The 23,688-nt window shown below is 68.3% G+C and carries 22 protein-coding genes; 7 read left to right on the top strand and 15 right to left on the bottom strand.

Annotated features, from left to right (window positions below; translation table 11 throughout):
• From ACWGIC_RS35555 to kdpF, 4 genes are read right to left on the bottom strand one after another with little or no spacing between them, the layout of a single operon-like run.
• Complete coding sequence (locus tag ACWGIC_RS35555) at window positions 1-612, bottom strand: potassium-transporting ATPase subunit C (RefSeq protein WP_452080315.1); 612 nt, start codon at window positions 610-612, stop codon at window positions 1-3.
• 1 nt (window position 613) lies between these two features.
• The gene (kdpB, locus tag ACWGIC_RS35550; protein ID WP_452080314.1) at window positions 614-2,707 is read right to left on the bottom strand and encodes a potassium-transporting ATPase subunit KdpB; all 2,094 of its coding nucleotides are present in this window, start codon (window positions 2,705-2,707) and stop codon (window positions 614-616) included.
• Entirely contained in the window at window positions 2,704-4,365 is a 1,662-nt protein-coding gene (gene kdpA, locus ACWGIC_RS35545) for a potassium-transporting ATPase subunit KdpA (protein WP_452080313.1), read from the bottom strand. The genes kdpB and kdpA overlap by 4 nt, the downstream gene beginning before the upstream one ends.
• Before the next feature lies 1 nt (window position 4,366).
• Window positions 4,367-4,468, bottom strand: a complete 102-nt coding sequence (gene kdpF, locus ACWGIC_RS35540; RefSeq protein ID WP_037358287.1) for a K(+)-transporting ATPase subunit F — start codon at window positions 4,466-4,468, stop codon at window positions 4,367-4,369.
• Between the two features lie 433 nt (window positions 4,469-4,901).
• Here kdpF and asnB point away from each other — a divergent pair, with 433 nt between their 5' ends.
• Complete coding sequence (gene asnB, locus ACWGIC_RS35535; protein WP_452080312.1) at window positions 4,902-6,743, top strand: asparagine synthase (glutamine-hydrolyzing); 1,842 nt, start codon at window positions 4,902-4,904, stop codon at window positions 6,741-6,743.
• 103 nt (window positions 6,744-6,846) lie between these two features.
• Here the strand turns inward: asnB and ACWGIC_RS35530 are convergent, their stop codons facing one another.
• Together ACWGIC_RS35530 and ACWGIC_RS35525 are read right to left on the bottom strand one after the other, a co-directional pair.
• The gene (locus tag ACWGIC_RS35530; protein WP_452080311.1) at window positions 6,847-7,350 is read right to left on the bottom strand and encodes an N-acetyltransferase family protein; all 504 of its coding nucleotides are present in this window, start codon (window positions 7,348-7,350) and stop codon (window positions 6,847-6,849) included.
• Between the two features lie 53 nt (window positions 7,351-7,403).
• Window positions 7,404-8,063, bottom strand: a complete 660-nt coding sequence (locus ACWGIC_RS35525) for an SDR family NAD(P)-dependent oxidoreductase (RefSeq protein WP_452080310.1) — start codon at window positions 8,061-8,063, stop codon at window positions 7,404-7,406.
• A gap of 61 nt (window positions 8,064-8,124) precedes the next feature.
• Between ACWGIC_RS35525 and ACWGIC_RS35520 the strand changes: the two genes are divergently transcribed.
• Window positions 8,125-8,721 carry a TetR/AcrR family transcriptional regulator gene (locus ACWGIC_RS35520; RefSeq protein ID WP_452080309.1) on the top strand — a complete coding sequence of 199 codons (597 nt, stop codon included), beginning with the start codon at window positions 8,125-8,127 and terminating at the stop codon, window positions 8,719-8,721.
• 120 nt (window positions 8,722-8,841) lie between these two features.
• Window positions 8,842-9,573 carry a hypothetical protein gene (locus ACWGIC_RS35515; RefSeq protein ID WP_452080308.1) on the top strand — a complete coding sequence of 244 codons (732 nt, stop codon included), beginning with the start codon at window positions 8,842-8,844 and terminating at the stop codon, window positions 9,571-9,573.
• Window position 9,574: 1 nt separating this feature from the next.
• Here the strand turns inward: ACWGIC_RS35515 and ACWGIC_RS35510 are convergent, their stop codons facing one another.
• Window positions 9,575-10,576, bottom strand: coding sequence for a Gfo/Idh/MocA family protein (locus ACWGIC_RS35510; protein ID WP_452080307.1), 1,002 nt, complete (start codon window positions 10,574-10,576; stop codon window positions 9,575-9,577).
• Window positions 10,573-11,580, bottom strand: coding sequence for a LacI family DNA-binding transcriptional regulator (locus ACWGIC_RS35505; RefSeq protein WP_452080306.1), 1,008 nt, complete (start codon window positions 11,578-11,580; stop codon window positions 10,573-10,575). The genes ACWGIC_RS35510 and ACWGIC_RS35505 overlap by 4 nt, the downstream gene beginning before the upstream one ends.
• A gap of 109 nt (window positions 11,581-11,689) precedes the next feature.
• On the opposite strand from ACWGIC_RS35505, the gene ACWGIC_RS35500 reads away from it, so the two are divergent.
• From ACWGIC_RS35500 to ACWGIC_RS35485, 4 genes are read left to right on the top strand one after another with little or no spacing between them, the layout of a single operon-like run.
• On the top strand, window positions 11,690-12,562 hold the full coding sequence (locus ACWGIC_RS35500; RefSeq protein WP_452080305.1) for a sugar phosphate isomerase/epimerase family protein: 873 nt from the start codon (window positions 11,690-11,692) through the stop codon (window positions 12,560-12,562).
• Window positions 12,563-12,591: 29 nt separating this feature from the next.
• Entirely contained in the window at window positions 12,592-13,593 is a 1,002-nt protein-coding gene (locus ACWGIC_RS35495; RefSeq protein WP_452080304.1) for a sugar ABC transporter substrate-binding protein, read from the top strand.
• Window positions 13,590-14,618 carry an ABC transporter permease gene (locus tag ACWGIC_RS35490; RefSeq protein ID WP_452080303.1) on the top strand — a complete coding sequence of 343 codons (1,029 nt, stop codon included), beginning with the start codon at window positions 13,590-13,592 and terminating at the stop codon, window positions 14,616-14,618. The genes ACWGIC_RS35495 and ACWGIC_RS35490 overlap by 4 nt, the downstream gene beginning before the upstream one ends.
• Window positions 14,615-15,391 (top strand): ATP-binding cassette domain-containing protein, encoded by a 777-nt coding sequence (locus ACWGIC_RS35485; protein WP_452080302.1) that lies wholly within the window; start codon window positions 14,615-14,617, stop codon window positions 15,389-15,391. The genes ACWGIC_RS35490 and ACWGIC_RS35485 overlap by 4 nt, the downstream gene beginning before the upstream one ends.
• A gap of 1 nt (window position 15,392) precedes the next feature.
• On the opposite strand, the gene ACWGIC_RS35480 is transcribed toward ACWGIC_RS35485, so the two are convergent.
• From ACWGIC_RS35480 to ACWGIC_RS35450, 7 genes are all read right to left on the bottom strand, one after another.
• Complete coding sequence (locus ACWGIC_RS35480; RefSeq protein WP_452080301.1) at window positions 15,393-16,211, bottom strand: alpha/beta fold hydrolase; 819 nt, start codon at window positions 16,209-16,211, stop codon at window positions 15,393-15,395.
• A 67-nt stretch (window positions 16,212-16,278) separates the two neighbouring features.
• Window positions 16,279-17,223: a hypothetical protein gene (locus ACWGIC_RS35475; protein WP_452080300.1), complete on the bottom strand. Its 945-nt coding sequence runs from the start codon at window positions 17,221-17,223 to the stop codon at window positions 16,279-16,281.
• Complete coding sequence (locus ACWGIC_RS35470) at window positions 17,220-18,455, bottom strand: MFS transporter (RefSeq protein WP_452080299.1); 1,236 nt, start codon at window positions 18,453-18,455, stop codon at window positions 17,220-17,222. Before ACWGIC_RS35470 ends, ACWGIC_RS35475 begins: the two co-directional genes overlap by 4 nt.
• A gap of 9 nt (window positions 18,456-18,464) precedes the next feature.
• Entirely contained in the window at window positions 18,465-20,108 is a 1,644-nt protein-coding gene (locus ACWGIC_RS35465) for a discoidin domain-containing protein (protein ID WP_452080298.1), read from the bottom strand.
• A gap of 212 nt (window positions 20,109-20,320) precedes the next feature.
• Window positions 20,321-21,376 (bottom strand): NAD(P)-binding domain-containing protein, encoded by a 1,056-nt coding sequence (locus ACWGIC_RS35460; protein ID WP_452080297.1) that lies wholly within the window; start codon window positions 21,374-21,376, stop codon window positions 20,321-20,323.
• A 38-nt stretch (window positions 21,377-21,414) separates the two neighbouring features.
• Entirely contained in the window at window positions 21,415-22,629 is a 1,215-nt protein-coding gene (locus tag ACWGIC_RS35455; RefSeq protein ID WP_452080324.1) for a diguanylate cyclase, read from the bottom strand.
• 221 nt (window positions 22,630-22,850) lie between these two features.
• Entirely contained in the window at window positions 22,851-23,570 is a 720-nt protein-coding gene (locus tag ACWGIC_RS35450; protein ID WP_452080296.1) for an SRPBCC family protein, read from the bottom strand.
• Window positions 23,571-23,688: the final 118 nt, after the last annotated feature.

The following is a 23,688-nucleotide window of genomic DNA, read 5'->3' as shown; positions in this document are numbered from 1 at the left end:
TCAGTGTGCGCCAGGAGCGGCCGAATGCACGGCAAGGTTGAGCCGGAGCACATTCACGCCCGGCACGCCGATCCCGTTTCCGGTGGTGTTGTCCGCGACCAGCTGCCGCACCTTCTCCTCGCTCAGCCCGGTGTTGCGCGCCACGCGAAGCACCTGGAGATCGGCGTAGGCGACGCTGATCGCCGGGTCGAGGCCCGAGGCCGAGGCGGTCACCGCGTCCGCGGGCACCTCCGCCGGGGTGACGCCCTCGCGCTTGGCGATCAGGTCCCGCCGCTGCGCGATGGCCTTGGTCAGATCCTCGTTGTACGGCCCCTTGTTGGACGGCCCCGACGTCGACGGATCGCCCGGCCCGAGGACGTCCTTCGAACTGGCGGAGGGCCGGTTGTGGAACCACGGGTCGTGCGCGGGGTCGGCGGGCACCGGGTCGATCCCGATCAGCGACGAGCCGACGGCCTGGCCGTTCTGCGCCACCACCGAGCCCTCGGCGTGGCCCTGGAGACCGGGGATGCGCGACACCGCCCACACGCCCAGCGGGTAGACGACGCCGAGCAGCACGGTCATCGCGATCAGCAGGCGAAGGCCCGCCCAGGTCTGCTTGAGCAAAACGTTCATGTCAGCCAATCCCAGGAATGTGGCGCACGATCAGGTCGATCACCCAGATCCCGAGGAACGGGCTGACGATCCCGCCGAGGCCGTAGACGAGCAGGTTGCGGCGCAGCAGCGCGGACGCCGACGACGGCCGGTACCGCACGCCGCGCAGGGCGAGCGGGATCAGCGCGACGATGATCAGCGCGTTGAAGATCACCGCGGAGAGGATCGCCGACTTCGGCGTCGCCAGGTGCATGATGTTCAGCGCGCCGAGCTGGGCGAAGATGCTGGTGAACATCGCGGGCAGGATGGCGAAGTACTTCGCCAGGTCGTTCGCCACGCTGAACGTGGTGAGCGCGCCGCGGGTGATCAGCAGCTGCTTGCCGATGCCGACGATCTCGATCAGCTTCGTCGGGTTCGAGTCGAGGTCGACCATGTTGCCGGCCTCTTTCGCCGCCATGGTCCCGGTGTTCATCGCCACGCCGACGTCGGACTGCGCGAGCGCGGGCGCGTCGTTCGTGCCGTCGCCGGTCATCGCGACGAGCCGCCCGCCCTCCTGCTCCTTCTTGATGAGCGCCATCTTGTCCTCGGGCTTGGCCTCGGCGAGATAGTCGTCGACGCCCGCGTCCTCGGCGATGGCCTTCGCGGTGAGCGGGTTGTCGCCGGTGATCATCACCGTCTTGATGCCCATCGAGCGCAGTTCCTCGAAGCGCTCCTTCATGCCCGGCTTCACCACGTCCGACAGCCGGATCACGCCGCGCACGAACGCCGTCCCGCCGGCGGCTTCCGCGACCACCAGCGGGGTCCCGCCCTGCTGGCTGATCTCGTCCACGACGCGTTCGGTCTCGTCCGGCACGTCGCCGCCGTGGTCGCGGACCCACTGGCGGACCGCCGAAGTCGCGCCCTTGCGGACCTCGCGGCCGTCGAGGTCGACACCGCTCATCCGGGTCTGGGCGGTGAACGGAACGAACTCGGCGAGCTTTTCGCTCTCGTCCGCCGCACCCGGCAGCCCGTGCTGCTCGGCGATCAGCTCGACGATGCTGCGGCCTTCCGGCGTGCCGTCGGCGAGGCTGGACAGCCGGGCCGCGCGGGCCAGGTCGTCCACAGTGGACGTACCGACCGGGATCAGCTCGGTCGCGCGCCGGTTGCCGAAGGTGATCGTGCCGGTCTTGTCCAGAAGCAGCGTCGACACGTCTCCGGCGGCTTCGACCGCCCGGCCGGAGGTGGCGAGGACGTTGCGCTGCACCAGCCGGTCCATCCCGGCGATGCCGATCGCGCTCAGCAGCGCGCCGATCGTGGTCGGGATCAGGCAGACCAGCAGCGCGGTCAGCACGATCACCGACTGCTCGCTGCCGGAGTACGCGGCCATCGGCTGCAGCGCCACGACGGCGAGCAGGAAGATGATGGTCAGCGTGGACAGCAGGATGGTCAGCGCGATCTCGTTCGGCGTCTTCTGCCGGGAAGCGCCTTCCACCAACGCGATCATCCGGTCCACAAAGGACTCGCCGGGCTTGGTGCTGATCCGCACCACGATCCGGTCGCTCAGCACCGTGGTGCCGCCGGTGACCGCCGAGCGGTCGCCGCCGGACTCCCGGATCACCGGGGCCGACTCGCCGGTGATGGCCGATTCGTCGACGGTGGCGATGCCCTCGACGACGTCGCCGTCACCGGGGATCACCTGCCCCGCCTCGACCACCACGCGGTCTCCGACGCGCAGGTCCACCCCGGGCACCTGCTCCTCGGAGCCGTCCTCGGTGAGCCGCCGCGCGACGGTCTCCTTTTTGGTCCGCCGCAAGGATTCCGCCTGCGCCTTGCCGCGCCCCTCGGCGACGGCCTCGGCCAGGTTCGCGAACACGACGGTGAACCACAGCCACACCGCGATCAGGATGGAGAACACGCTCGGGTCGGTGACCGCGAAGACAGTGGTCAGGACCGAACCGGCCCACACCACGAACATCACCGGGTTTTTGAGCTGGTGGCGCGGGTTCAGCTTGCGCAGCGCGTCCGGCATGGACGACCACAGCTGCTTCGGGCTGAACACGCCCGCTCCGACGCGTCCGGCGTTTTCTACGTGGTGCTGCGTCTCCTCTTCCGGAGTCCGCTCTTGGGTGATGGTCATGCCAAAGCCTCTGCAATCGGCCCCAGCGCGAGCGCAGGGATGAACGTGAGGGCCGCGACGAGGACGACGGTGCCGGTCAGCAACGTTCCGAACAGCGGCCCGGTGGTGGGCAGCGTGCCCGCGGTTTCCGGGACTTTCTTCTGCGAGGCGAGCGAACCCGCCAGGCAGAGCACCGCGACGATCGGCACGAACCGGCCGATCAGCATGGCCACCGAAAGCGACGCCTGGAACCAGTCGCTGGTCGCGGTGAGACCGCCGAAGGCACTGCCGTTGTTGTTGCCCGCGGACGTGTAGCCGTAAAGGACTTCCGACAGCCCGTGCGGCCCGGAGTTGCTGAGCGCGTCCCGGGTCCCCGGCAGCATCAGGGCGATGCCGGAGCCGAGCAGGACCACGGTGGGCATCGCCAGCATCGCGATCGCCGCGCAGGTGACCTCGCGCTTGCCGAGCTTCTTGCCCAGGTACTCCGGCGTCCGGCCGACCATCAGGCCCGCCAGGAACATCGCGATCACGGCCATCACGAGAATGCCGTACATGCCGGTGCCGACGCCGCCCGGCGAAACCTCGCCGAAGAGCATGTTCAGCATCGTGCCGCCGCCGCCGAGGCCGGACAGGCTGTCGTGCGCGCCGTTGACCGCACCGGTCGAAGTGCCGGTGGTGGTGTCGGCGAACAGCGACGTCCCGCCGATCCCGAACCGCTGCTCCTTGCCTTCGAGATTCGCCCCCGCGGCCAGTGCCGACGGGCTGTTCGTGCGCGCCTCGGACGTCCAGATCACCGCGAGCATCGCGGTCCACAGACCGGCCATCACCGACAGCAGGACGTAGCCCTGCTTGCGGTTGCCGACCAGCTGCCCGAAGGCGCGGGTGAGGCAGACCGGGATCACGAGGATCAGGAACATCTCGATGACGTTGGTCCAGACGTTCGGGTTCTCGAACGGGTGCGCGGAGTTGGCGTTGAAGATGCCGCCGCCGTTCGTGCCGAGTTCCTTGATCGCTTCCTGGCTCGCCGCCGGAGCCAGCGCGATCGTGCTGGTGCTGCCGTCCGGGTTCGTCACCGCGACGCCGGAGCGCAGGCTCTGCACCACGCCGAGCGCCACGAGGACGATCGCGAACACGAACGCCATCGGCAGCAGCACGCGGATCGTGCCGCGGGTCAGGTCCACCCAGAAGTTGCCGAGGCGGTCGGTGCGCGAGCGGATGAACCCGCGCGTCACCGCGATCGCCACGGCGAGCCCGACGCCCGCGGACAGGAAGTTCTGCACGGTGAGCCCGGCCATCTGGGCGAAGTGGCCCATGGTCGTCTCGGGCGTGTAGGACTGCCAGTTCGTGTTGGTCACGAACGAAACCGCGGTGTTGAACGCGACGGCGGGCGAAACCGGGCCGCGGTCGAAGTTCCACGGCAGGATCGACTGCAGGCGCTGCAACAGGTACAGCAGGATCACCGAGACGAACGAGAAGCCGAGCACGCCGGAGGCGTAGGTCTTCCAGTGCTGTTCGGTGTCCGGGTCGACCCGGACGATCTTGTACAGGGCCTTCTCGACCCGCAGATGCTTCCCGGTGGAGAAGACGCGGGCGAGGTAGTCGCCGAGGGGTTTGTAGACCACCGCGAGGGCGACCAGGAGCACGCCGGCTTGCAGGAAGCCGGCCGCGACGTCACTCATCTCAGAATTTCTCCGGCCTCACGAGGGCGACGAACAGGTAGCCGAGGAGGCCAAGCGCCAGCAGTCCGCCGACGATGTTGGCCACGGTGCCCGCGCCGCTCACAGCTTCTCCAGCCCGCGCAGGACACTGGCGAGCACCACGAAAACGCCGATGAGCAATAGGGCGTACAGCAAATCCGCCACGAGGCACCTCTCAGGAAGGGTCACCCGGCACGGGATGACCGTCGGTCGAGAGCCACTGTGCGGCCGTCGCGGAGCGTAAGCACCCGCGTCTGACGCCTCCTTGACACCGCGACCTGGGGGCGTTTACGCGATCTTGACGGCCGGTGACCCGGGCCACTACGTCAAGCGCCCTTCAGGGCGACGGAGGCGAGTGACGGTCCGTAGTTGGTGGGTGACTTGCGGCACAACCGGTAATGGATCAAGGACAGAGAGTGCAATTCGGGCAGACAAAGATCCGGGGTTCGTGTTACACCTGAGTAACCAATAGTTGTATCAACTAACTAACTAATCGCCGACCTTCCAGGAGGGCTCGTATGTGCGGAATCGCGGGCTGGGTTTCCTACGACACCGATCTCACGCAGCAGCGGGAGATCGCGGACGCGATGACCGAGACCATGGCCTGCCGAGGACCCGACGACCGGGGCACCTGGGTCCGCCGCTCGGTCGCGCTGGGCCACCGCCGGCTCGCCATCATCGACCTGCCGGGCGGACGCCAGCCGATGAGCGTCAAGACCCCGAACGGCGAGGTCGCGATGGTCTACAGCGGCGAGGCGTACAACTTCTCCGAACTCCGTGAAGAACTCACCAAACTGGGCCACCGCTGGGAGACCGACAGCGACACCGAGGTCGTGCTGCACGGCTACCTGCAGTGGGGCACTGAGGTCGTGGACCACCTCAACGGCATGTACGCGTTCGCGATCTGGGACGAGCGCGACCAGAAGCTCGTGATGATCCGCGACCGGATGGGCATCAAGCCGTTCTACTACTACCCCACCCGCGACGGCGTCCTGTTCGGCTCCGAGCCGAAGGCGATCCTGGCGAACCCGTTGGCGCGCAAGGCGGTCGACAGCGACGGACTGCGCGAGCTGATGGGCTTCACGAAGCGGCCGGGCTGGTCGCTGTGGAAGGGCATGTACGAGGTCGACCCGGCCACCGTCGTGACCGTGACCCGCGAGGGCATCAACACCCGCACCTACTGGAAGCTCGACGCGAAACAGCACACCGACGACCAGGAGACGACGGTCGAGCGCGTGCGCGAGCTGATGACCGACATCGTCAACCGGCAGCTGATCGCCGACGTCCCGCGCTGCGTGCTGCTGTCCGGCGGCCTCGACTCGAGCGCGGTCACCGGCCTCGCCGCCGCCCGGCTGGCCGAGGAAGGCGAGCAGCTGCGCACCTTCTCGGTGGACTTTTTCGGGCAGGAGGAGAACTTCCAGCCCGACGAGATGCGCGACACCCCCGACTCGCCCTACATCCGCGACGTCGCCAAGCTCGTCGGTTCCGCGCACCAGGACGTGATGCTGAACCCGGCCGACCTGAGCGACCCCGAGGTGCGCCGCAAGGTGGTGCGCGCCCGCGACATCCCGTCCGGGCTCGGCGACATGGACATGTCGCTGTACTTGCTGTTCAAGGCGATCCGCGGCGAATCGACGGTCGCGCTGTCCGGCGAATCGGCCGACGAGGTGTTCGGCGGGTACCGCTGGTTCCACGACGAGGCCGCGGTGAACGCGGACACCTTCCCGTGGCTGGCGTTCCGCAACAGCCTGATGGAGAACCGCGGTTCAGTGCTCGAACCAGGCGTCGCCGCGAAGCTGGACCTGGATTCCTACATCGCCGACCAGTACCGGACCGCGGTGTCCGAAGTGGACCTGCTGGACGGCGAATCCGAGCGGGAGTCCCGGATGCGGGTCATCTGCCACCTGCACCTGACCCGCTTCGTGCGGCAGCTGCTCGACCGCAAGGACCGGATGTCGATGGCGGTGGGCCTGGAAGTGCGCGTGCCGTTCTGCGACCACCGGCTCGTGGAGTACGTCTACAACACGCCGTGGTCGCTTAAGACCTACGACGGCCGGGAAAAGAGCCTCCTGCGGCACGCGACGAAGCACGTGCTGCCGGCGTCGGTGCGGGACCGGGTGAAGAGCCCGTATCCGTCCACTCAGGACCCCGGGTACGCGGTGGCGTTGCAGCAGCAGATCAAGGAAGCCTTGGCACAGAAGGACAATCCTCTGTTCCAGCTGGTCGGGCGGGACTGGCTGCAGCAGTCGGCGGACACGGACCCGGCGGCGATCACCCAGGCGCAGCGGGTCGGCATGGACCGGGCGCTCGACCTGCACCACTGGTTCGAGATGTACTCGCCGGAGCTGGAACTCGACTGACCCCTTGCCCCGCCGCTGTCCGTGAAGGGCTCCTTGAGGGAATCTGATTCCCTCAAGGAGCCCTTCACGGACCTCCGAGCCCACGCTCGCGGGCGGCGGTCGGTCAGAAGTCGAGGTGCGCGTCGATCTCCGTGCCGCGCACGTCCAGTTCCGCACCGGTTCCGCTCAGCAACCGCTGGGCCGCCGCGTTGTCCACAGTGGTCGTCGCGACGAATTTCGCCGCGCCGCCGTCGCGGGCCGCGTCCAGCAGCACCGCGGTCACCTTCCGGCCGATCCCGCGTCCGCGCGCCGACCGGCCGAGCCACACCCCGGCCTCGACCTCCAGCGCGGACCGCCCGGACACCGGCCGCAGCCGGGCCGCCCCGCAGACCCGGCCGTCGACCTCCACGACCCACGTCGTCTCGATGGCGGTGTCCGGGTTGAGGGATCGTCGGCGGTGAAAGGCGAGAAACGCTTCGCGGCGGGCTTCGGTCCATCCGGCGGGACCTTCCACCGGCGGCATGACCTCGGTCGGTTCGGCGTCGGCCACCGCGGCTTCCAGCAGCCGCTCCAGCCCCTGCTCGTCGAGCGGGATCAGCACGATCTCGGATTCTCCGGATCCAGGCACGCCCCGCAGCTTGGCACGCGAAGCCGCCGTGCGCTACCCGATCGGCCCAGTCGTTACCAGGGAACCGGCTTGCCGAAGCGGTCGAGGAACTGCAGGCCGGGCTCCCCCGCCTGCGCTTCCAGCACGTCGACGACCGCGGGGACGCTTTCCTCGGGCAGCAACGGCGCGTCCGGCCCGCCGAGCCGCGTCCGGTTGTGGCCGGGGTCGATGAGCAGTTTGGTGTGCCCGTCGGCCTCGTGCCGGGTGGCGTAGCTGCGCATGAGCTGGTTGAGCGCGGCCTTGCTCGCCTTGTACAGCTCGTATCCAGGCTCGACGTTCATCGAGACGCTGCCTTGTTCGGACGACATCACCGCGACCGTGCCGCCCGGCGCGACCAGTTCGCGCAGTCCTTCGAGGACTCTCAGCGGGCTCAACGCGTTGGTGATCATCACTTCGGCGAACATCGCCGTCGGCACCTCGCTGATCGGCAAATTCCCTTGGTTGATCGCCGCGTTCACGAAAAGCAGATCGAGCGGACCGTCGACTCTGCCGCGCAACGCGGCGATCTGTGCCTCGTCGGTCATCTCCAGCTGCTCGGTCCGCATCCCTTCCCGCGGCGGCACTCCGTCGCGAGTGGTCGCGATGACCTCCCACCCACGCCGGTCCAGCTCGGTGACCAGCACCAATCCCAGTCCCCGCGAAGCTCCGACTACCAATGCCCGGCGCAGTGCCATGGCCGACTCCTTGTCTAGACGCGACGTAACGTCTAGACAGTAGCACGGTAAGGTGACCGGCATGCCCGCAGTGAACTCCCAGCCCCGCAGGGCACGCTCCGGCAACCGGCGCGACGAGGCCGCCCGCCTGGCCGTACTCCACGCCGCCGACGATCTGCTGGTCGAGCACGGCTTCAGCGCGCTGACCGTCGAAGCGATCGCCCGCCGCGCCGGCGTCGCGAAGCAGACGATCTACCGCTGGTGGCCGTCCAAGGTCGAAATCCTGCTGGACACGCTGATCGAGGACAGCGCGAAACGCCTGCCGGTGCCGACGGAACTGCCGACCGCGGACAGCATCCGCGCTTATCTCCGGGATTTCGCGCATTTCCTCGCCGAGGACCCGGCGGGGAAATGCCTGCTCACCCTCCTGGCCGAGGCCCAGCACGACGTGGGAACCGCAGCCCGCTTCCACGAGCGTTACCTGGAACCGCGCCAGATAGCGGAACGCGAGATGCTGACGCGGGCCGCCGAGGCGGGCGAGATTTCTCCGGTGCTCGACCCGGAGGCCACAATGGACGCTTTGCTCGGGCCGATTGTCTATGGGGCGTTGACGGGCGCGGTGGTGGGGCGGGATTTGGTGGATACGTTGGTGGAGAAGCTGCTTCGCCCGCGCGCCTGACTTACCGTCGCATTCCGACATTTAGGTGAACTTGCCAGATTCCGTTTCACTCCTCGCCTTTCTCGGAGTTTTCTTTTCTCCACGCACAGCTGATCGAGGGGCGCGGAGGGGATCGCTGGCATGGCAGATGACTGGTACACCGACGAATTAGGACGCAGGCGCCGTATTCCCGACGGCGACGGACGGCGGAGGCGTGGCGGCGGGGTCGTCATCGCCGCCGGAGTCGCCGCCGTCATCGGAGGAGGCGGGATCACCGCGCTCGGCGGCGGTGCCGCGGTCGAGGGAGGAACTGGCATCGCCGCGGACGCTCTCCCTGGCAACCTCGCCGGGGACGTCGCGGATTCGTTGCCCGGCCGCGCTCCCTCGGTCAGAAAAGCGGAAGGACGGAAATCCGCCCAGCGAGGGAAAACAGCTGAAACCTTCAGCCGGTTCAAGCTCAAAGAGCTGAAGCGGACTGTGAAACGCGACCTGAAGTGCCTGCTCAATTCGACGGGCAAGGTGCAGGAATTCTTCACCCGCACTCCGTGCACCTCGCTCGCCATGAGGTTGTACGCGGTCGGCGACGGCCACGGCAACGCGGCGGTGCTGTCCGTGGCGTGGATCGGGTTCCGGACCAAGAAAGACGCCGCCGCGTTCGAGCGGGTCGAGCGGGTGCAGGGCAACGGAGACGTGACTCCGCTCGGCGGCGTGCTGCTCGGCCTGGCGAACTTCCGCTTCACCGGCCATCACTACCACCCGAGACCTCTCGGACGGACCATGGTCATCGGCGAGGCAGACACCGCCACCGGCCGCTTCGACGCCGAAGAACTCAACGCCCTCGCCGAGGTAGTCACCTACTTCCCGAAACCTTGACTCACCGCCGCACTTCAGCCACCCGCACCGGACGGTTCTCCCGCCGCGAAACCTCGCACGCCTCCGCGATGTAGAACGCCTCCAACGCGTCCCCCGCCCCCGCCGGCGAAGGAATCCGCCGGGCGGCCACGTCCAGGAACGCCCGCAGTTCAGCGGCGTAAGCCGTCCGGAACCGTTCCATGAAGCCGGGATACGCCGGTCCCGGCAACGGCGCGACGCCGGGTTCCACCGACCGCAACGGAGCCTGGTCGTCCAGTCCCACCACGACATTGCCCGCCGAGCCGAGGGCCTCGAAACGAACGTCGTAGCCCGCGCCGTTGTAGCGGGTCAGGGAAACCGTCGCGAGGGTTCCGTCGTCGAGAGTCATCGCCACCGCCGCCGTGTCGACGTCTCCGGCGTCGGCGAAGAACTGCTCGCCCTTGTTGCGCCCCAAGGCATACACCTCCTCGACCTCCCGCCCGGTCGCCCACCGGAGGATGTCGAAGTCGTGCACCCCGCAGTCCCGGAACAGACCGCCAGAGTGCGCGATGTAGGCCGCGGGCGGGGGTGCTGGGTCCAAAGTGGTCGCCCGGACGCTGTGCAGCCAGCCGAGTTCCCCGCTCTCCACCGCGACCCGCGCGGCCTGGTAGCCCGCGTCGAACCGGCGCTGGAAACCGATCTGCACCGGGACGTCCGAATCCGCGATCCGGTCGATCACCGCCAGTGTGCCGGGGATGTCCGCGGCGACCGGCTTTTCGCAGAACACCGGCACTCGCGCGTCGACCGCCTTGATGATCAGCTCCGGATGCGCGTCCGTGGCCGCCGCGATGACCAGACCGTCGAGACCAGACCGGAACAGTGCGTCGATCCCCTCGACGGACTCGACTCCAAGCCCGGCCGCGACCGCCTGTGCCCGCGCGGGATCCACGTCCGCGACGACCACCGACGCGACCTCGTCGAAGCCCGCGAGCGTTTCCGCGTGCGCGGCGCCGATCCGTCCGGCTCCTGCCAGTCCCAACCTCATCGCTGTGCCTCCCAGTTCGGCCCCGTGGTCTCCCGTACGACCAGGGACGGATGAAGCAGATGCCGCACCGGTTCGGTGCGTTCACCGCGTACGCGTTCCAACAGCGCGTCGAAGGCCAGCCGGGCCATTTCCGCGCGCGGTTGGTCCACTGTGGTCAGTGAGATGTGCCGTAGCGAAGCCAGCGACGTGTTGTCGTAGCCGACTACCGAAACGTCCTCCGGCACCCGCAAGCCGTGCTCTTCGAGCGCCGAGATCGCGCCCACCGCGTTGAAGTCGTTGCCCGCCAGCAATGCCGTGGGTGCCGGAGAGTACGAGGACAACAACTCCTGCACGGCTTTCTCGCCCGCGGTGTCGGTGTGTTCGCTGCGGATCACGATCGGTTCCAGACCGTGCTCTCGCATCGCTTGCCGGAAGCCTCGCCGCCGCGCGGCGGCACCGGCCGCTCCCCCGCCGTCGAGGTGCGCGATCCGACGATGCCCCAGCTGTACCAGGTGTTCGACAGCCAGCGCCGCGCCAGCCTCGCCGTCATCGTTCACGGTATCCACAGAGGACAGTCGAGAAGCGCGCGACACCAACACTACCGGACACTGCCGCGCAGCAGCTTCTATCGCAGCAGTCGGAACCACCGGCGACAACAGCACAACGCCAGCCGGACGGAACGACAGAAGACTGCGCAACGCCGCGCCTTCCCGGGAAGGCATCCGGCCGCCGGTGTTGAGAATCAAATCGAACCCGGCCGCTTGAGCCGCCGCGTCCAGCCCTTCCACGACATCGGCGAAGAAGGCGTTGCGCAGATCGTTCACCATCACGCCGAGCACCGTCGACGTCCGGCTCGCGAGAGACCTCGCCATCACGTGCGGCGAATAACCCAGTTCCTCAGCCGCTTTGAGCACCGCCGCGCGCCGCTGCGCCGAGACGTTCGGCGCGTTGCGCATTACAAGCGACACCAGCGCGCGGGAGACTCCGGCGCGCGCGGCGACGTCCTCCATGGTGGGCTTCCCCATCTGAAAACCTCCCCGGAGAAGCGCTTGACGCGACGGGTCGGACGCTACAAGCTTAGAGCGCTCTAATCAAGAGAGCGCTCTCGCTTGTCCCCCGACCGGAGAGGGATCCATGACCGCGAAGATCCGCGTCGCCGCCGCCCCGATCTCGTGGGGAGTCTGCGAGGTGCCGGGATGGGGCCGTGTGCTCGACGCCCCGGTTGTGCTCAGCGAAATGGCCGGACTGGGCGTCACCGCAACGGAATTGGGGCCGCCCGGCTACCTGCCGCGCGAACCGGCCGAACTGAAAGCGCTTCTGGCGAAGTATCAGCTCGAACTCGTCGGCGGCTTCCTCGCCGTGCCACTGCACGAAAACCCGGAAGCAGCCGTCGCCGAAGCGGAAGACTCAGCCACGCTCTTCGCGGCCTGCGGCGGCGGAACGCTCGTCCTCGCCGCCGCGACCGGCCTCGACGGTTACGACGAACGGCCCATCCTGACCGACGCCGAATGGTCCGCTTTGGTCAGCACGGCAGGAAAAATCCGTGACACAGCGGCGAAACACGGCCTGAAAACAGTCCTGCACCCGCACGTCGGCACACACGTCGAAACCGAGGACGAGGTCGAACGCTTCCTGGCCGACTCGGATCTCCGGCTCTGTCTCGACACCGGTCACCTCCTGATCGGCGGCACCGACCCGGTCGCGCTCGCCCAGCGGCACCCGCAACGGATCGGGCATCTGCATCTCAAGGACGTCCGCGGCGAACTGGCCGAAGCTGTCCGGACCGGCAAACTGCCGTACACCGAAGCTGTCGGCAAGGGTCTCTACGTCCCGCTCGGCGAAGGCGACGTGGACATCGAAGCCATGGTCCGCTCCGTGACCGAAGCGGGCTACGACGGCTGGTATGTGCTGGAGCAGGACACCGCGCTGAGCGACGACAGCCCGGTGGACCGTCCCGGCCAAGACGTCGCGACCAGCCTCTCGTACCTGCGGAAAATCACCGGCTGATCTTGGAAGACAAGCGAGGAGAGACAACGATGTCCCATCGCTGGGAGCGCGTCCGGCGCTCCGGCCGCGCAGTGGCGGGCCTGCTGGCCGCGGGCGTGCTGCTGGCGGCGTGCACCGGGCCGGCCGCCGAGCCGAAAACGACCGCGCCCGCCGCCGCACCGGCGCCGTCCGGACCGCTGAAGGTTTCGGTCATCACACACGGCACCGCGGGCGACGCGTTCTGGAACGTGGTGAAGAACGGTGCCGAGCAGGCAGGCAAAGACCTTGGCGTACAAGTCGAATACACGTCCGACGGCGATCCGGGCGCGCAGGCGAAGCTGATCGACAACGCAGTCGCGCAGCAAACCGGCGGGCTCGTGGTGTCGATGGCGAACCCGGAAGCGCTGCGTCCGTCCATCGAAGCCGCAGTGCGCGCCGGGATTCCGGTGATCACCATCAACTCCGGCGAGGACAAGAGCGCGGCGTACGGCGCGCTCACCCACGTCGGGCAAAACGAGTCGATCGCCGGTGAAGAAGCCGGGAAGAAGTTCAAAGCCCTCGGCAAGCACAAGCTGTTGTGCGTGATCCACGAGGCCGGGAACGTCGGGCAAGCACAGCGTTGCGACGGCGCGAAGACCGGCTTCGCCGGCACCGTGCAGACGCTGCAGGTGGACATCTCCAACCCGACCGACGCCGAATCGCGCATCCGCGGCGCGGTGCAGACCGACCCGTCGATCGACGCCGTCCTCACGCTGAACTCGCAGGTCGCCGCTCGTGCGGTGAGCGCGATCAAGTCAGTGGGCGCGAAGGCGCAGGTCGCCACCTTCGACCTGAATTCCGACGTGGTCGCCGCGATCAAGGGCGGCGACGTGCTGTTCGCGGTCGATCAGCAGCAGTACGAACAGGGCTATCTCCCGGTGCAGTTCCTGAAGCTGTACCGGGACAACGCGAACGTCGTCGGCGGCGGGAAACCGGTGCTCACCGGACCCGACCTGGTCGACAAATCCACAGTGGACAAGGTCGGCCAGTACGTGCAAAGGGGCACCCGATGACGACCCTCGACGAACGGCTGGCGAAACCGCGGCTGACCGACCGGCTGGTGGTGCGCCCGGAGATCGGCGCGCTGCTCGGCGCGGTCGTGGTATTCCTGTTCTTCACCTTCGCGACCGACAAGTTCTTCAGCGCCAGCGGTGCCGCGACCTGGCTGGACGACGCGGCGACGCTGGGCATCATGGCCGTGGCGGTGTCCCTGCTGATGGTCGGCGGCGAGTTCGACCTGTCGGCGGGCGTGATGACCGCGTCGACGTCGCTGGTCACCGCGATCCTAGCCACCCAGGCGGGCTGGAACGTATGGCTCGCGCTGCTCGCCTCGCTGGTGTTCGCACTGGCGGTCGGCGCGTTCAACGGCTGGCTGGTGATGAAGACCGGACTGCCGAGCTTCATCGTCACCCTCGGCACTTTCCTTGCCTTGCAAGGCTTGAACCTCGGCGTGACGCGCCTGGTGACCGGCACCGTGCAGGTGTCCGGCATGCGTTCGACCGACGGATACGCCTCCGCCGGGTTCGTCTTCGCCTCCACAGTGGACATCGGCGGGACTCCGTTCCAGATCTCCATCGTCTGGTGGCTCGGCGCGATCGCGGTGGCCGCGTGGCTGCTCCTGCGCACCCGGTTCGGCAACTGGATCTTCGCGGTCGGCGGTTCGGCGGGAAGTGCGCGCGCGGTCGGCGTTCCGGTGGTGCGCACCAAAATCCTGCTGTTCATGGGCACCGCGCTGGCCGGATGGCTGGTCGGCTCGATCAACATCCTGCGGTTCGCGAGCGTGCAGGCGAATCAGGGCATCGGGCTCGAATTCCAGTACATCATCGCCGCGGTGATCGGCGGCTGCCTGCTGACCGGCGGCTTCGGTTCGGCCGTCGGCGCGGCGATCGGCGCGCTCATCTTCGGCATGGCGCGCCAGGGCATCGTGTTCGCCGGATGGGACAACGACTGGTTCATGCTGTTCCTCGGGATCATGCTGCTGGCGGCGGTCCTGGTCAACAACGCTCTGCGGCGGCGCGCGGAAAGGGTCCGGCGATGAACGCTCTCCTGGAAGTCAAGGACGTCGGCAAGCGTTACGGCACGGTGGTCGCGCTGCGCGGGGTGTCCACTGTGGTCAATGCGGGCGAGGTCACCTGCGTGCTGGGCGACAACGGCGCGGGAAAGTCCACTTTGATCAAGATCCTCGCCGGGGTGCATCAGCACGACGAAGGCGAGTTCCTCGTCGAAGGCGCGCCGGTGCGGTTCAGCTCTCCGCGAGAGGCGCTGGATCGCGGGATCGCCACGGTGTATCAGGATCTCGCCGTGGTGCCGCTGATGAGCGTGTGGCGCAATTTCTTCCTCGGCTCCGAGCCGACCGTCGGGTTCGGCCCGTTCCGTGCCCTGGACCGGCGCAAAGGCCGGGAGCTGACGAAGAAAGCCCTCGCCGACCTGGGCATCGACCTGCGGGATGTCGAACAGCCGGTGGGCACGCTGTCCGGCGGCGAACGGCAGTGCGTGGCGATCGCCCGCGCCATCCACTTCGGCGCGAAGGTGCTGATCCTGGACGAGCCGACCGCGGCGTTGGGCGTGAAGCAGGCCGGAGTGGTTCTGAAGTACGTGGCCCAGGCCCGCGACCGGGGCCTGGGCGTCGTCCTGATCACGCACAATCCGCACCACGCGTACCCGGTGGCCGACCGCTTCCTGCTCCTCAAACGCGGTGCTCCGCTCGGCTGCTACGAGAAGCCGGAGATCGAGCTGGCGGAGCTGACCCGGCAGATGGCCGGCGGCGCGGAACTGGAAGCGCTGGAACACGAGCTGCGGCAAGCGGAATAGCTCACGAAACCGCTTTCTCCAGCCACGGCCGCACCACCGGCAGCACCGCGGACGCCTGCATCGCGCTCATGTGGTCCAGCCCGTCCAGCACCTCGACCGTCCACCCCCGCGCCTCCAGCTCGGCCCGCTCCCGCAAGAACGGCCCAGCGATGTCGACGGTCACCCCGCCCCACCGCTCGCCGTACTCGATCCGATCCTCCGAACCCGCGAAGCACAACCGAGGACACGACAGCTCGACCGCCCGGTCGTCGAAGTCCTGCAACGCCTCGTACAACGTCACGAACTGCTTCGTCTGCCCCGTCGACAAGGTGACATCCACCGAATCCCAATCCCCCGGCTCTGCCTTGGCATCGGTCGTCAGCCCGGCCAACGCCATCTCGTGCGTCGCCCGGGTCACCGCGAGCATCGCCGCGTACGGCCCGTCCAACGGCGGATACCCGCCCATCACCAACGCGTCCAGCCGATCCGTGCGCAACGCCAGCTGCAGCCCGGAGAGCGCCAGCCACGAGTAGCCGTAGTACGAGAACCGATCCGCCCCGGCCGCGTCCGCGACCTCCAGGAAGTCGGCCGTGACCACGTCCGGCGTCAGCTCGGCCGGATGCGCCATCCGATGCCCCTGGTAGTCGAAAGCCACCACCCGGAACCCGGCGAAGCCCGCGATCAGCGAACGGCCCAGCTCCGGATCGGCTCCCCACTGCCGGGCCGCCTCGGCCTCCGGTCCTTCGGCGGGCCGGGGGTCGACCGGGAGCAGCAGCACCGGCCCGCCGCCGTGCACCTGTGCTTCGATCCGCGTTCCGTCGTGCAGAGTCGCTTCAGCCATCTCATCTCTTTACGTAGTAAAGTATCGCCGGGCACGAGGGTACTATACGACGTAAAGAGATGTCGAATCAGCTGGTGACGGCAGGCGAGACGGCGTCGGAGACCAGCTTGCGCGGAGCACCGGACCCGTCCGCGGGCACCGACCACACGGCGTTCTCCAGTCCGTACAGGATCGTGTGGTCGTCCTGCCAGAGCGCCTGGTCGTCGACGCTGCGAGTCTCGGCGAGCGAGGTCTCCCGCATCGTCTTGAGGTCGAGCACGGACAGCCGCCAGACGCCTTCGCCGACCTTCTTCTTGAACGCGATCCGCGTTTCGTCCGGCGACAGCGACGGGCATTCCACGTTTTCCCGCAGCGCTTTCCCGCGGTAGGTGTCGTAGTCGCCTTCGATGAGATACGTCTTGCCCTTGGTGCCCAGCGTCGAGTAGAACCGCTTGCCGTCCTTGGCGAACGTGATGCCCCAGTAGTTGACGTCGGAGGAGAAGTACCGCTTCCCGTCGACCAGGACCGGCAGTTCCTCGATCGTCTTCTCCAGCTCGCCGTTGTCCAGCTGGTAAACCCCGGATCGAGTCGAGAACCCGGTGGCGGCGTAGGAATCACCGGTGACGAACAGAGTCCAGTACACCCGTTTCCCGTCCGGCGAAACGCGCGCCCGGCTCGGTGTGCCCGGCAGGTAGTCCTTGTGCGTGGTGGTGAAATTCCGGTCGAGGATGCTGAAATCGCTGACCGCGGGCAGGGTGCCGGGCCGTACCGCGAGACACATCCCCGTCGACGCGGACACGGCGAACCGGTCGCACTTCAGGTCGCTGAACTTCGGCGCAGCCCCAGGATCCGCGAGCGGAACAACGCCGACGTTGCCCGTTTTAGTGCTGCGAAAGAACAACTGCCCAGGCGCGAGGGAAAGATGCTCCACCTTTGCGGGCTCGGCCGGACTAGGTCGCGCGGCAACGGTGTACACCACCGCGGCGGCCGCGAGCACCACCGTGCCGACAACAGCGAGAACGACCTTTTTCATTTGCGCACCGGCCTTGCGAAAGCGGCGCCGAGCGCCACGACAGCGAGCGCTCCGGCCGCCACGAGAACCGCGGGCTGGAGATCCCACAAGGTCCAGGCGAGTCCGAAGAGGACAGACGAAAGCATTCGCGCGGCAGCCTGTCCGGTTTGGACTACTGCCAGACCGGTCGCCCGCAGATCAGCGGGCACCAACGGCCCGGCGGCGGCCATCAGCACGCCGTCGGTAGCAGCGTAGAACACGCCGTGCAGCCCCAAAGCGAGAGCCGCCAGCCAGAATCCGGACACCGGCCCGCACAACGCGACCAACGCGGCGACCAGCGCGACGTGCCCGCCGAGAAACACCGGCCAGCGCCCGATCCGGTCCGCCAGCTTGCCCAGCGGCACTGCCAGGACGAGATACACCCCGGCGGTGCCGAGCGGCAGCAACGGGAAGAACGTCGCCGCGACATCCCAGCGCCGCTGGAGCACGAGGTAGACAAAGGAATCGCCAAGCGTCACAAACCCGAGCAGCGCCGCCCAGATCGCGACGCGGCGGAAACCCCGCTCGCGCAACAGCCCGAACGCCGCCCGCACGGACACCGCGGCCCGGTCGGCGATTTCCTGCTTGTGGTCGCGGACGAACAACACCAGCAGCATGACCGCGATCGCCGCGATGCAGAAACTGGTGAAGAACACCGACGTGTAGCTGCCGAGGCTCAGCGCGAGCACGGCCATCGCCACGAGCGGGCCGAGGAACGCGCCGACGGTGTCCATCGCGCGGTGCACGCCGAACGACCGGCCGAGCGTGTCGGGCTCGCTGCTGAGCGAGATCAACGCGTCGCGCGGGGCCGTGCGCAGCCCCTTGCCGGTGCGGTCGGCGGCGAGCACCACGCCGATCGCCGCGACCGACGAACCGGCCGCGACCAGGCCGAGCTTGCACACCGCGGACAAGCCGTAGCCGAACCCGGCGACCGCCTTGAGCCGCCGCCACCGGTCGGCCAGATGCCCGCCGAGCACGCGGACCACGGCGGTGGCTCCCGCGTAAAGCCCGTCGAGCAGGCCGAACTGCAGCGGGTTCAGCCCGAGGCCGAGCACCAGATACAGCGGGAGCACCGCGGTCACCATCTCCGAGGAGATGTCGGTGACCAGGCTGACCGCGCCGAGTGCGACGACGTTCGCCGACACCCGGCGCAGGCCGGTCTTGCGCTCGGTGCCCGCCGCGACGTCCGAACTACGGCTTGTCGCGATGTACATGACCGGCCCCTAGTTGTGGCAGGTGTAGGTCGGGCTGCTGTCCTGGACCTTGCCGTCGAGACCGATCAGCTGCTCGGAGAAGGTGGTGTCGGTCATCGTCAGCTTCAGCACGCCGAAGGTGTCCTTGAGCAGCTTCGCCGTCGTCGGGTGCGCGGAGTGGACCGGGTACGGGTTCGCCCCGCCCATGCCGCCGATGATCTCGACCGGACCGGCCGGGTTCGCCTTGCCGCTCGCGTCCTGCGGGACGAACCGCTCGTAGTGGTGGTCGTGGCCGTTGAGGATCAGGTCGACCTTGTTCTGCGCGAACAGGTCCCACAGCTGCTTGGAACCGCGCTGGTCGCCGTGGTCGCCGGAGCTCCACCGCGGGTGGTGGTAGTACGCCGCGACGCAGCCCTTGGTGTTCTTCGCCAGGTCCTGCTTGATCCAGTTCATCTGGTCGGTGTCCTTCAGCTCGCCGCCGTCGTTGTCGTCGACGAAGCCGTTGGAGTCGAGGGCGATGAAGTGCCAGTTGCCCATTTCCCAGCTGTAGTACCGCTTCCCGTTCGGCGTGGCGATCTTGCCGAAGTACTGCTCGTAGGCCTCGAACGGCTTGTTGTCGTCGTAGGTCTCGTGGTTGCCCGGGACCGGGTGCGTGATGCTCTTGAACTTGCCCCAGGTCTTGTCGTAGTAGTCCTTGAAGTTCTGCAGCGACAGACCGGTGTTCTCGGAGTCGTACTGGTTGTCGCCCATGGTGATCACCGCGGCGGGGTTCAGGCCCTGGACGAGCTTCGCGGTCTTCGGGTGCATGCAGCTGGAGCTGCTGGCGGTGCACTGCTCGGCGATGTCGCCCGCCGCGGCGAGGACGAAGGTGTTGCCCGCGGTCCCCGGCTTCGTGTGCACCTTGACCGCGCCGCTGACCGGCGAGGTGTTCCCGGCGGCGTCCTTCGCCCGGACGGTGTAGGTGTAGTCGGTGTCCGGCGACAGGCCGTTGTCCGTGTAGGACGTGGTCGCGCTGGTGGCGACGGACTTGCCGTCCCGAAGCACCTCATACCCGCTGACGCCGACGTTGTCCGTCGCCGCGGCCCAGGTCAGCGCAACGCTGTTCGGGCCGACCTCGCCCGCGGCGAGGTTCGAAGGAGCGGTGGGCGCCTGCGTGTCACCGGACGAGTCCGGCGTTCCGTACGCCTGAAGCTCCCACAGCGAGTAGCCGTACTTCGTGGCGCGCTCGGTGCCGACGAAGCGCAGGAAGCGGCCGTGCCCGGACAACCCGGTGAGGTCGTCGGTGCCGCCGTCTCCGCTGGTGATCGTCGCGATCGACTTGAAGTTCTCGCCGTCGTCGGAGACCTCGACGCGGTACTTCTTGGCGTAAGCGGCTTCCCAGTTCAGCTTCACCCGGTGGATCGTGGCGGCCTGCCCGAGATCGACGCGCAACCACTGGGCGTCGGCGCTGACCGCACTGGCCCAACGCGTCTTGAGATTCCCGTCGACGGCGTTCTCGCCGCTCAACGTGGATGTCTCCAGCGTGGACGTACTGACTGGTTTCCCTTGGGACAGCAGCACATCGGCGGCAGCGGCACTGGCGTCGCGCGCGGGCGACACCGCGGCGGGCAGCAGCACCACCGCGGCGGCCGGCAACGCGAACCGGGCGAGACTTCGGGCACGGGACGAGGACACGTCGCACTCCTTCGGGCCGGACGGGAACAGGGCGGCGGCGTTACGGTTCTGCGGCGTCTCGTGGCGTTAAGAAAGTTTCCTAACTAAAACGGCAGAGTAGCGGGCCCCGTTTCTCCCGACAAGCCCGGAACGGACGTGAAACGATCAAGACCGCCCGATCAGCCGAACGCGCTCTTCTCCCCGCGGAAAGGTCCGTGAGGGGAACACGGACTTCAGTGCTGCAGCAACCGCCGCACTTCCTGCACCGCCGCGCGCCCGGCCCGGTTCGCCCCCACCGTGCTCGCCGAAGGCCCGTACCCGACCAAGTGCAGCCGCGGCTCCGCCACCACGCGAGTCCCGTCCATCCGGATCCCGCCGCCGGACGTCCGCAAATGCAGCGGCGCCAGATGATCGATCGAAGCCCGAAACCCGGTCGCCCACAGAATCATGTCCGCGGGCTCGAAACTCCCGTCCTCCCACTCGACGCCGTCGGGAACCAGCCGCGAGAACATCGGCCGCCGGTCGAGGTACCCCGCCGACCGGCCGGCGAGCACCTGCGGAGTCACCGGCAGGTCGGTCACACTCACGACGCTCTCCGGCGGCAGCCCGGCCCGCACCCGCTCCTCCACCTTCGCCACCGCCCGGCGGCCCCAGTCCTCGCTGAACTCTTCCTCGCGCCACACCGGCGGACGCCGCGTCACCCACACCGTCGACCGGGCGACCGGACCGATCTCCATCAGCAACTGCACCGCCGACGTCCCGCCGCCGACGACCACCACGCGCTGGCCGCGGAACTCCTCAGCACCGCGGTAGTCCGCCGTATGCAGCTGACGTCCGGCGAAACTGCCGGGGTACCGCGGCCAGAACGGCCGATCCCACGTCCCGGTCGCGCTGATCACCGCGCGCGCCGCCCACGTCTCCGCCGGAGATTCGACCAGCAGCCGCTCCCCCGCGCGCCGCACCGCGGTCACGTCGACCGGACGGTGCACCGGCAAGTCGTACGTCTTCTCGAAGCGCCCGAAGTACTCCGACACGGCTTCGCTCGCCGGCCGCGCCGGGTCCGGCGTCCCGAACGCCATCCCCGGCAGGTCGTGAATCCCGTGCACCTTGCCTACCACCAGCGACGGCCACCGGTACTGCCACGCTCCGCCCGCGCGCTTGCCGTGGTCGAGCACGACGAACCCGCGTTCGTTGGCGAACCCGGCTCGGCGCAGGTGATACGCCGCCGACAGCCCGGCCTGCCCGGCCCCGATCACCACGACGTCGGTCTCGTGATCCGCAGTGCTCATACAACGTTCAACAATTGCCCGCGCCCGGTATTTCCGGCTCAGACCGCCACCCGGTTGCGCCCGCCGTCTTTCGCCCGGTACAGCGCGGCGTCCGCCGACCGCAGCACCTCGTCGAGCGTGCTGCCCGCCTGCGGATAGCACGCGACCCCGACGGACACCGACAGTCCGCTGATCCGCAGCGGACCTCCCACCGAGACGGTCAGCTCCCCGACCGCGACCCGCACCCGTTCGGCGATCCCGAGCACGTCCGTGCCGCCGGTCGCGGGCAGCAGGACCACGAACTCCTCGCCGCCGAACCGGCCGACGGTGTCGCTTTGCCGCACCGAAGCCTCGATCGCCACGGCGACCGCGGCCAGCACCTCGTCCCCGGTGAGGTGACCGTAGGTGTCGTTGATGCGCTTGAAATGGTCGAGATCGATCATCAGCACGGCGAACCCGCTGCCGGCTCCCCTCCGCCGGGCACGGGTGAATTCCCGGGTCGCCAGTTCGTGCCAGCCCGCGGTGTTCAGCAGCCCGGTCTTCTCGTCGGTCACCACCGCCACCTGCAACTGCTGCTTCAGCAGGAGATAGCGGTGCAGCAACAACAATGGCGGCAGCACGAACACCACCAGCACCGGCTGATGGACGAACGCCAGCGCAGCGAGCCCGCCGAGACAGAGCGTCGCCAGCTCGAAGGCGTTGTCTTCCCAGGTGCCGACGAGGTCCGCGGGCAAGCGGCTGTTCGTGTACAGGAAGATGCCCGTCGCCACGAGCACGACGTTCACCAGCTCGAAGACAGCGCCCGCCAAGGCGAGCGCGAGGACGCCGTACGCGGTGTCGAGCGGACGTTGGTCCAGATCGACGATGGTCAACACCGCAGACGCCGCGAAGCACGACAGCATCGCCCACGCGGTACTCGCCGCGAAGCGATGCGCGGGCCGCGTACGCACGTGTCGCCACACGCGCAGCCACAGGTGTAGGTACAACACCAAAGCCAGCAACGCGACCCACGCAGGCGGAAGCAGGAACGCACCGGCGAGGTACCAGACGGACGTGACGTTGATGTGCGTCTGGCCGCTCATCCACCGCCGCAGCCGCTCGATCCGGCGCGACATTTCGGCCTGCGCGACGCCCAGCCCGACAAGCACCCCGAACGAACTGAACTGCACCGGGCCGCCGAACCCCGTCGCGAGACCAGTCACCGTGAGCGCCACGGCGACCGCCTCGCAGGCCATCGCGTAGCCGATCCAGCGCCGCCGCGCGACCGCCCACATCGTCCAGCGCGGCGGCCAGCCGCGCCAGGCCATCACCGCGCCGCGCACCCCGATGGGGACAGGTGCCTGCGTCACGGGCGCCCCCACGCGAAAACTCGGCCAACGGAAGTTGCCCAGGGTAGCGGGTCCGCTCCGCAGCTAGCCGAACCGAGGGAAAACTCGCCCGCGAACTGCCCACCGGGCACGCTCTGAGTAGAGCGGGCGGGCAATCCCCGTACAGGTCAGCGGCGGCGCAGCTTCCGCAGGACAGCCAGCACGATCAGCAGCACGACCGCTCCCGCGGCCACCGGAGCGAGCCGCTTCGCCACGGACTGACCTGCGTAGTCGAGCAGATCGATCGCTTCGGTCTCGCCGGTCGAACCCCCGGCGGGCACGCTCCGCAGATGCGGTTTCTCGTCGGCGACCGGCTTCTCCTCGGCGGCGGGTTTCTCGGCTGGCTTCTCGGCGGCGACCGGTTTCTCTGCCGCCGCGGGCTTCTCTTCCGGAGCCGCGTCGGCCGGAGTCTCCAGCGAGGCCGCGAGATTCCCCGCGAAGGTGTCGAGGATCTTGCCGCCCACCTCGGAGATCAGCCCGCGCCCGAACTGCGCCGGACGTCCGGTGATCGCCAGGTCGGTGGCGACCGCGCCGTGCGTGCCGCCGTCGCGTTCGGTGAGCGTGAGGGTGACCGTCGCGGCCGCGGTGCCGCCGCCGCGGGCGTCCTTGCCGGACGCCTTGATGACGACCTTGCGCGCCGCCTCGTCCTTCTCCAGGAACTCGCCGGTTCCCTTGTACAGCAGCGAAATCGGCCCCAGCTTGACCTTCACCGTGCCCGCGAAGGTGTCCCCCTCCACCTTGGTGAGCGAGGCGCCCGGCATGCACGGGGCGACCCGCTCCGGGTCGATGACGGCTTGCCAGACCTCCCCGATCGGGGCGGGGACGGTGAATTCGTGGTCGAGCCGCACGGGCCGACCTCCTCTCCTGCACACTGCGTCGAGCCGTTGCCGTCCACCTTACGGCCGTCTCCCGGGGAGCGTTGCCGTGAAGGACTCCTTGGGGGAATCAGATTCCCCCAAGGAGTCC

The organism is Amycolatopsis sp. NPDC054798 (assembly GCF_053611505.1).
This window is presented reverse-complemented; position numbering and strand designations above follow the sequence as displayed.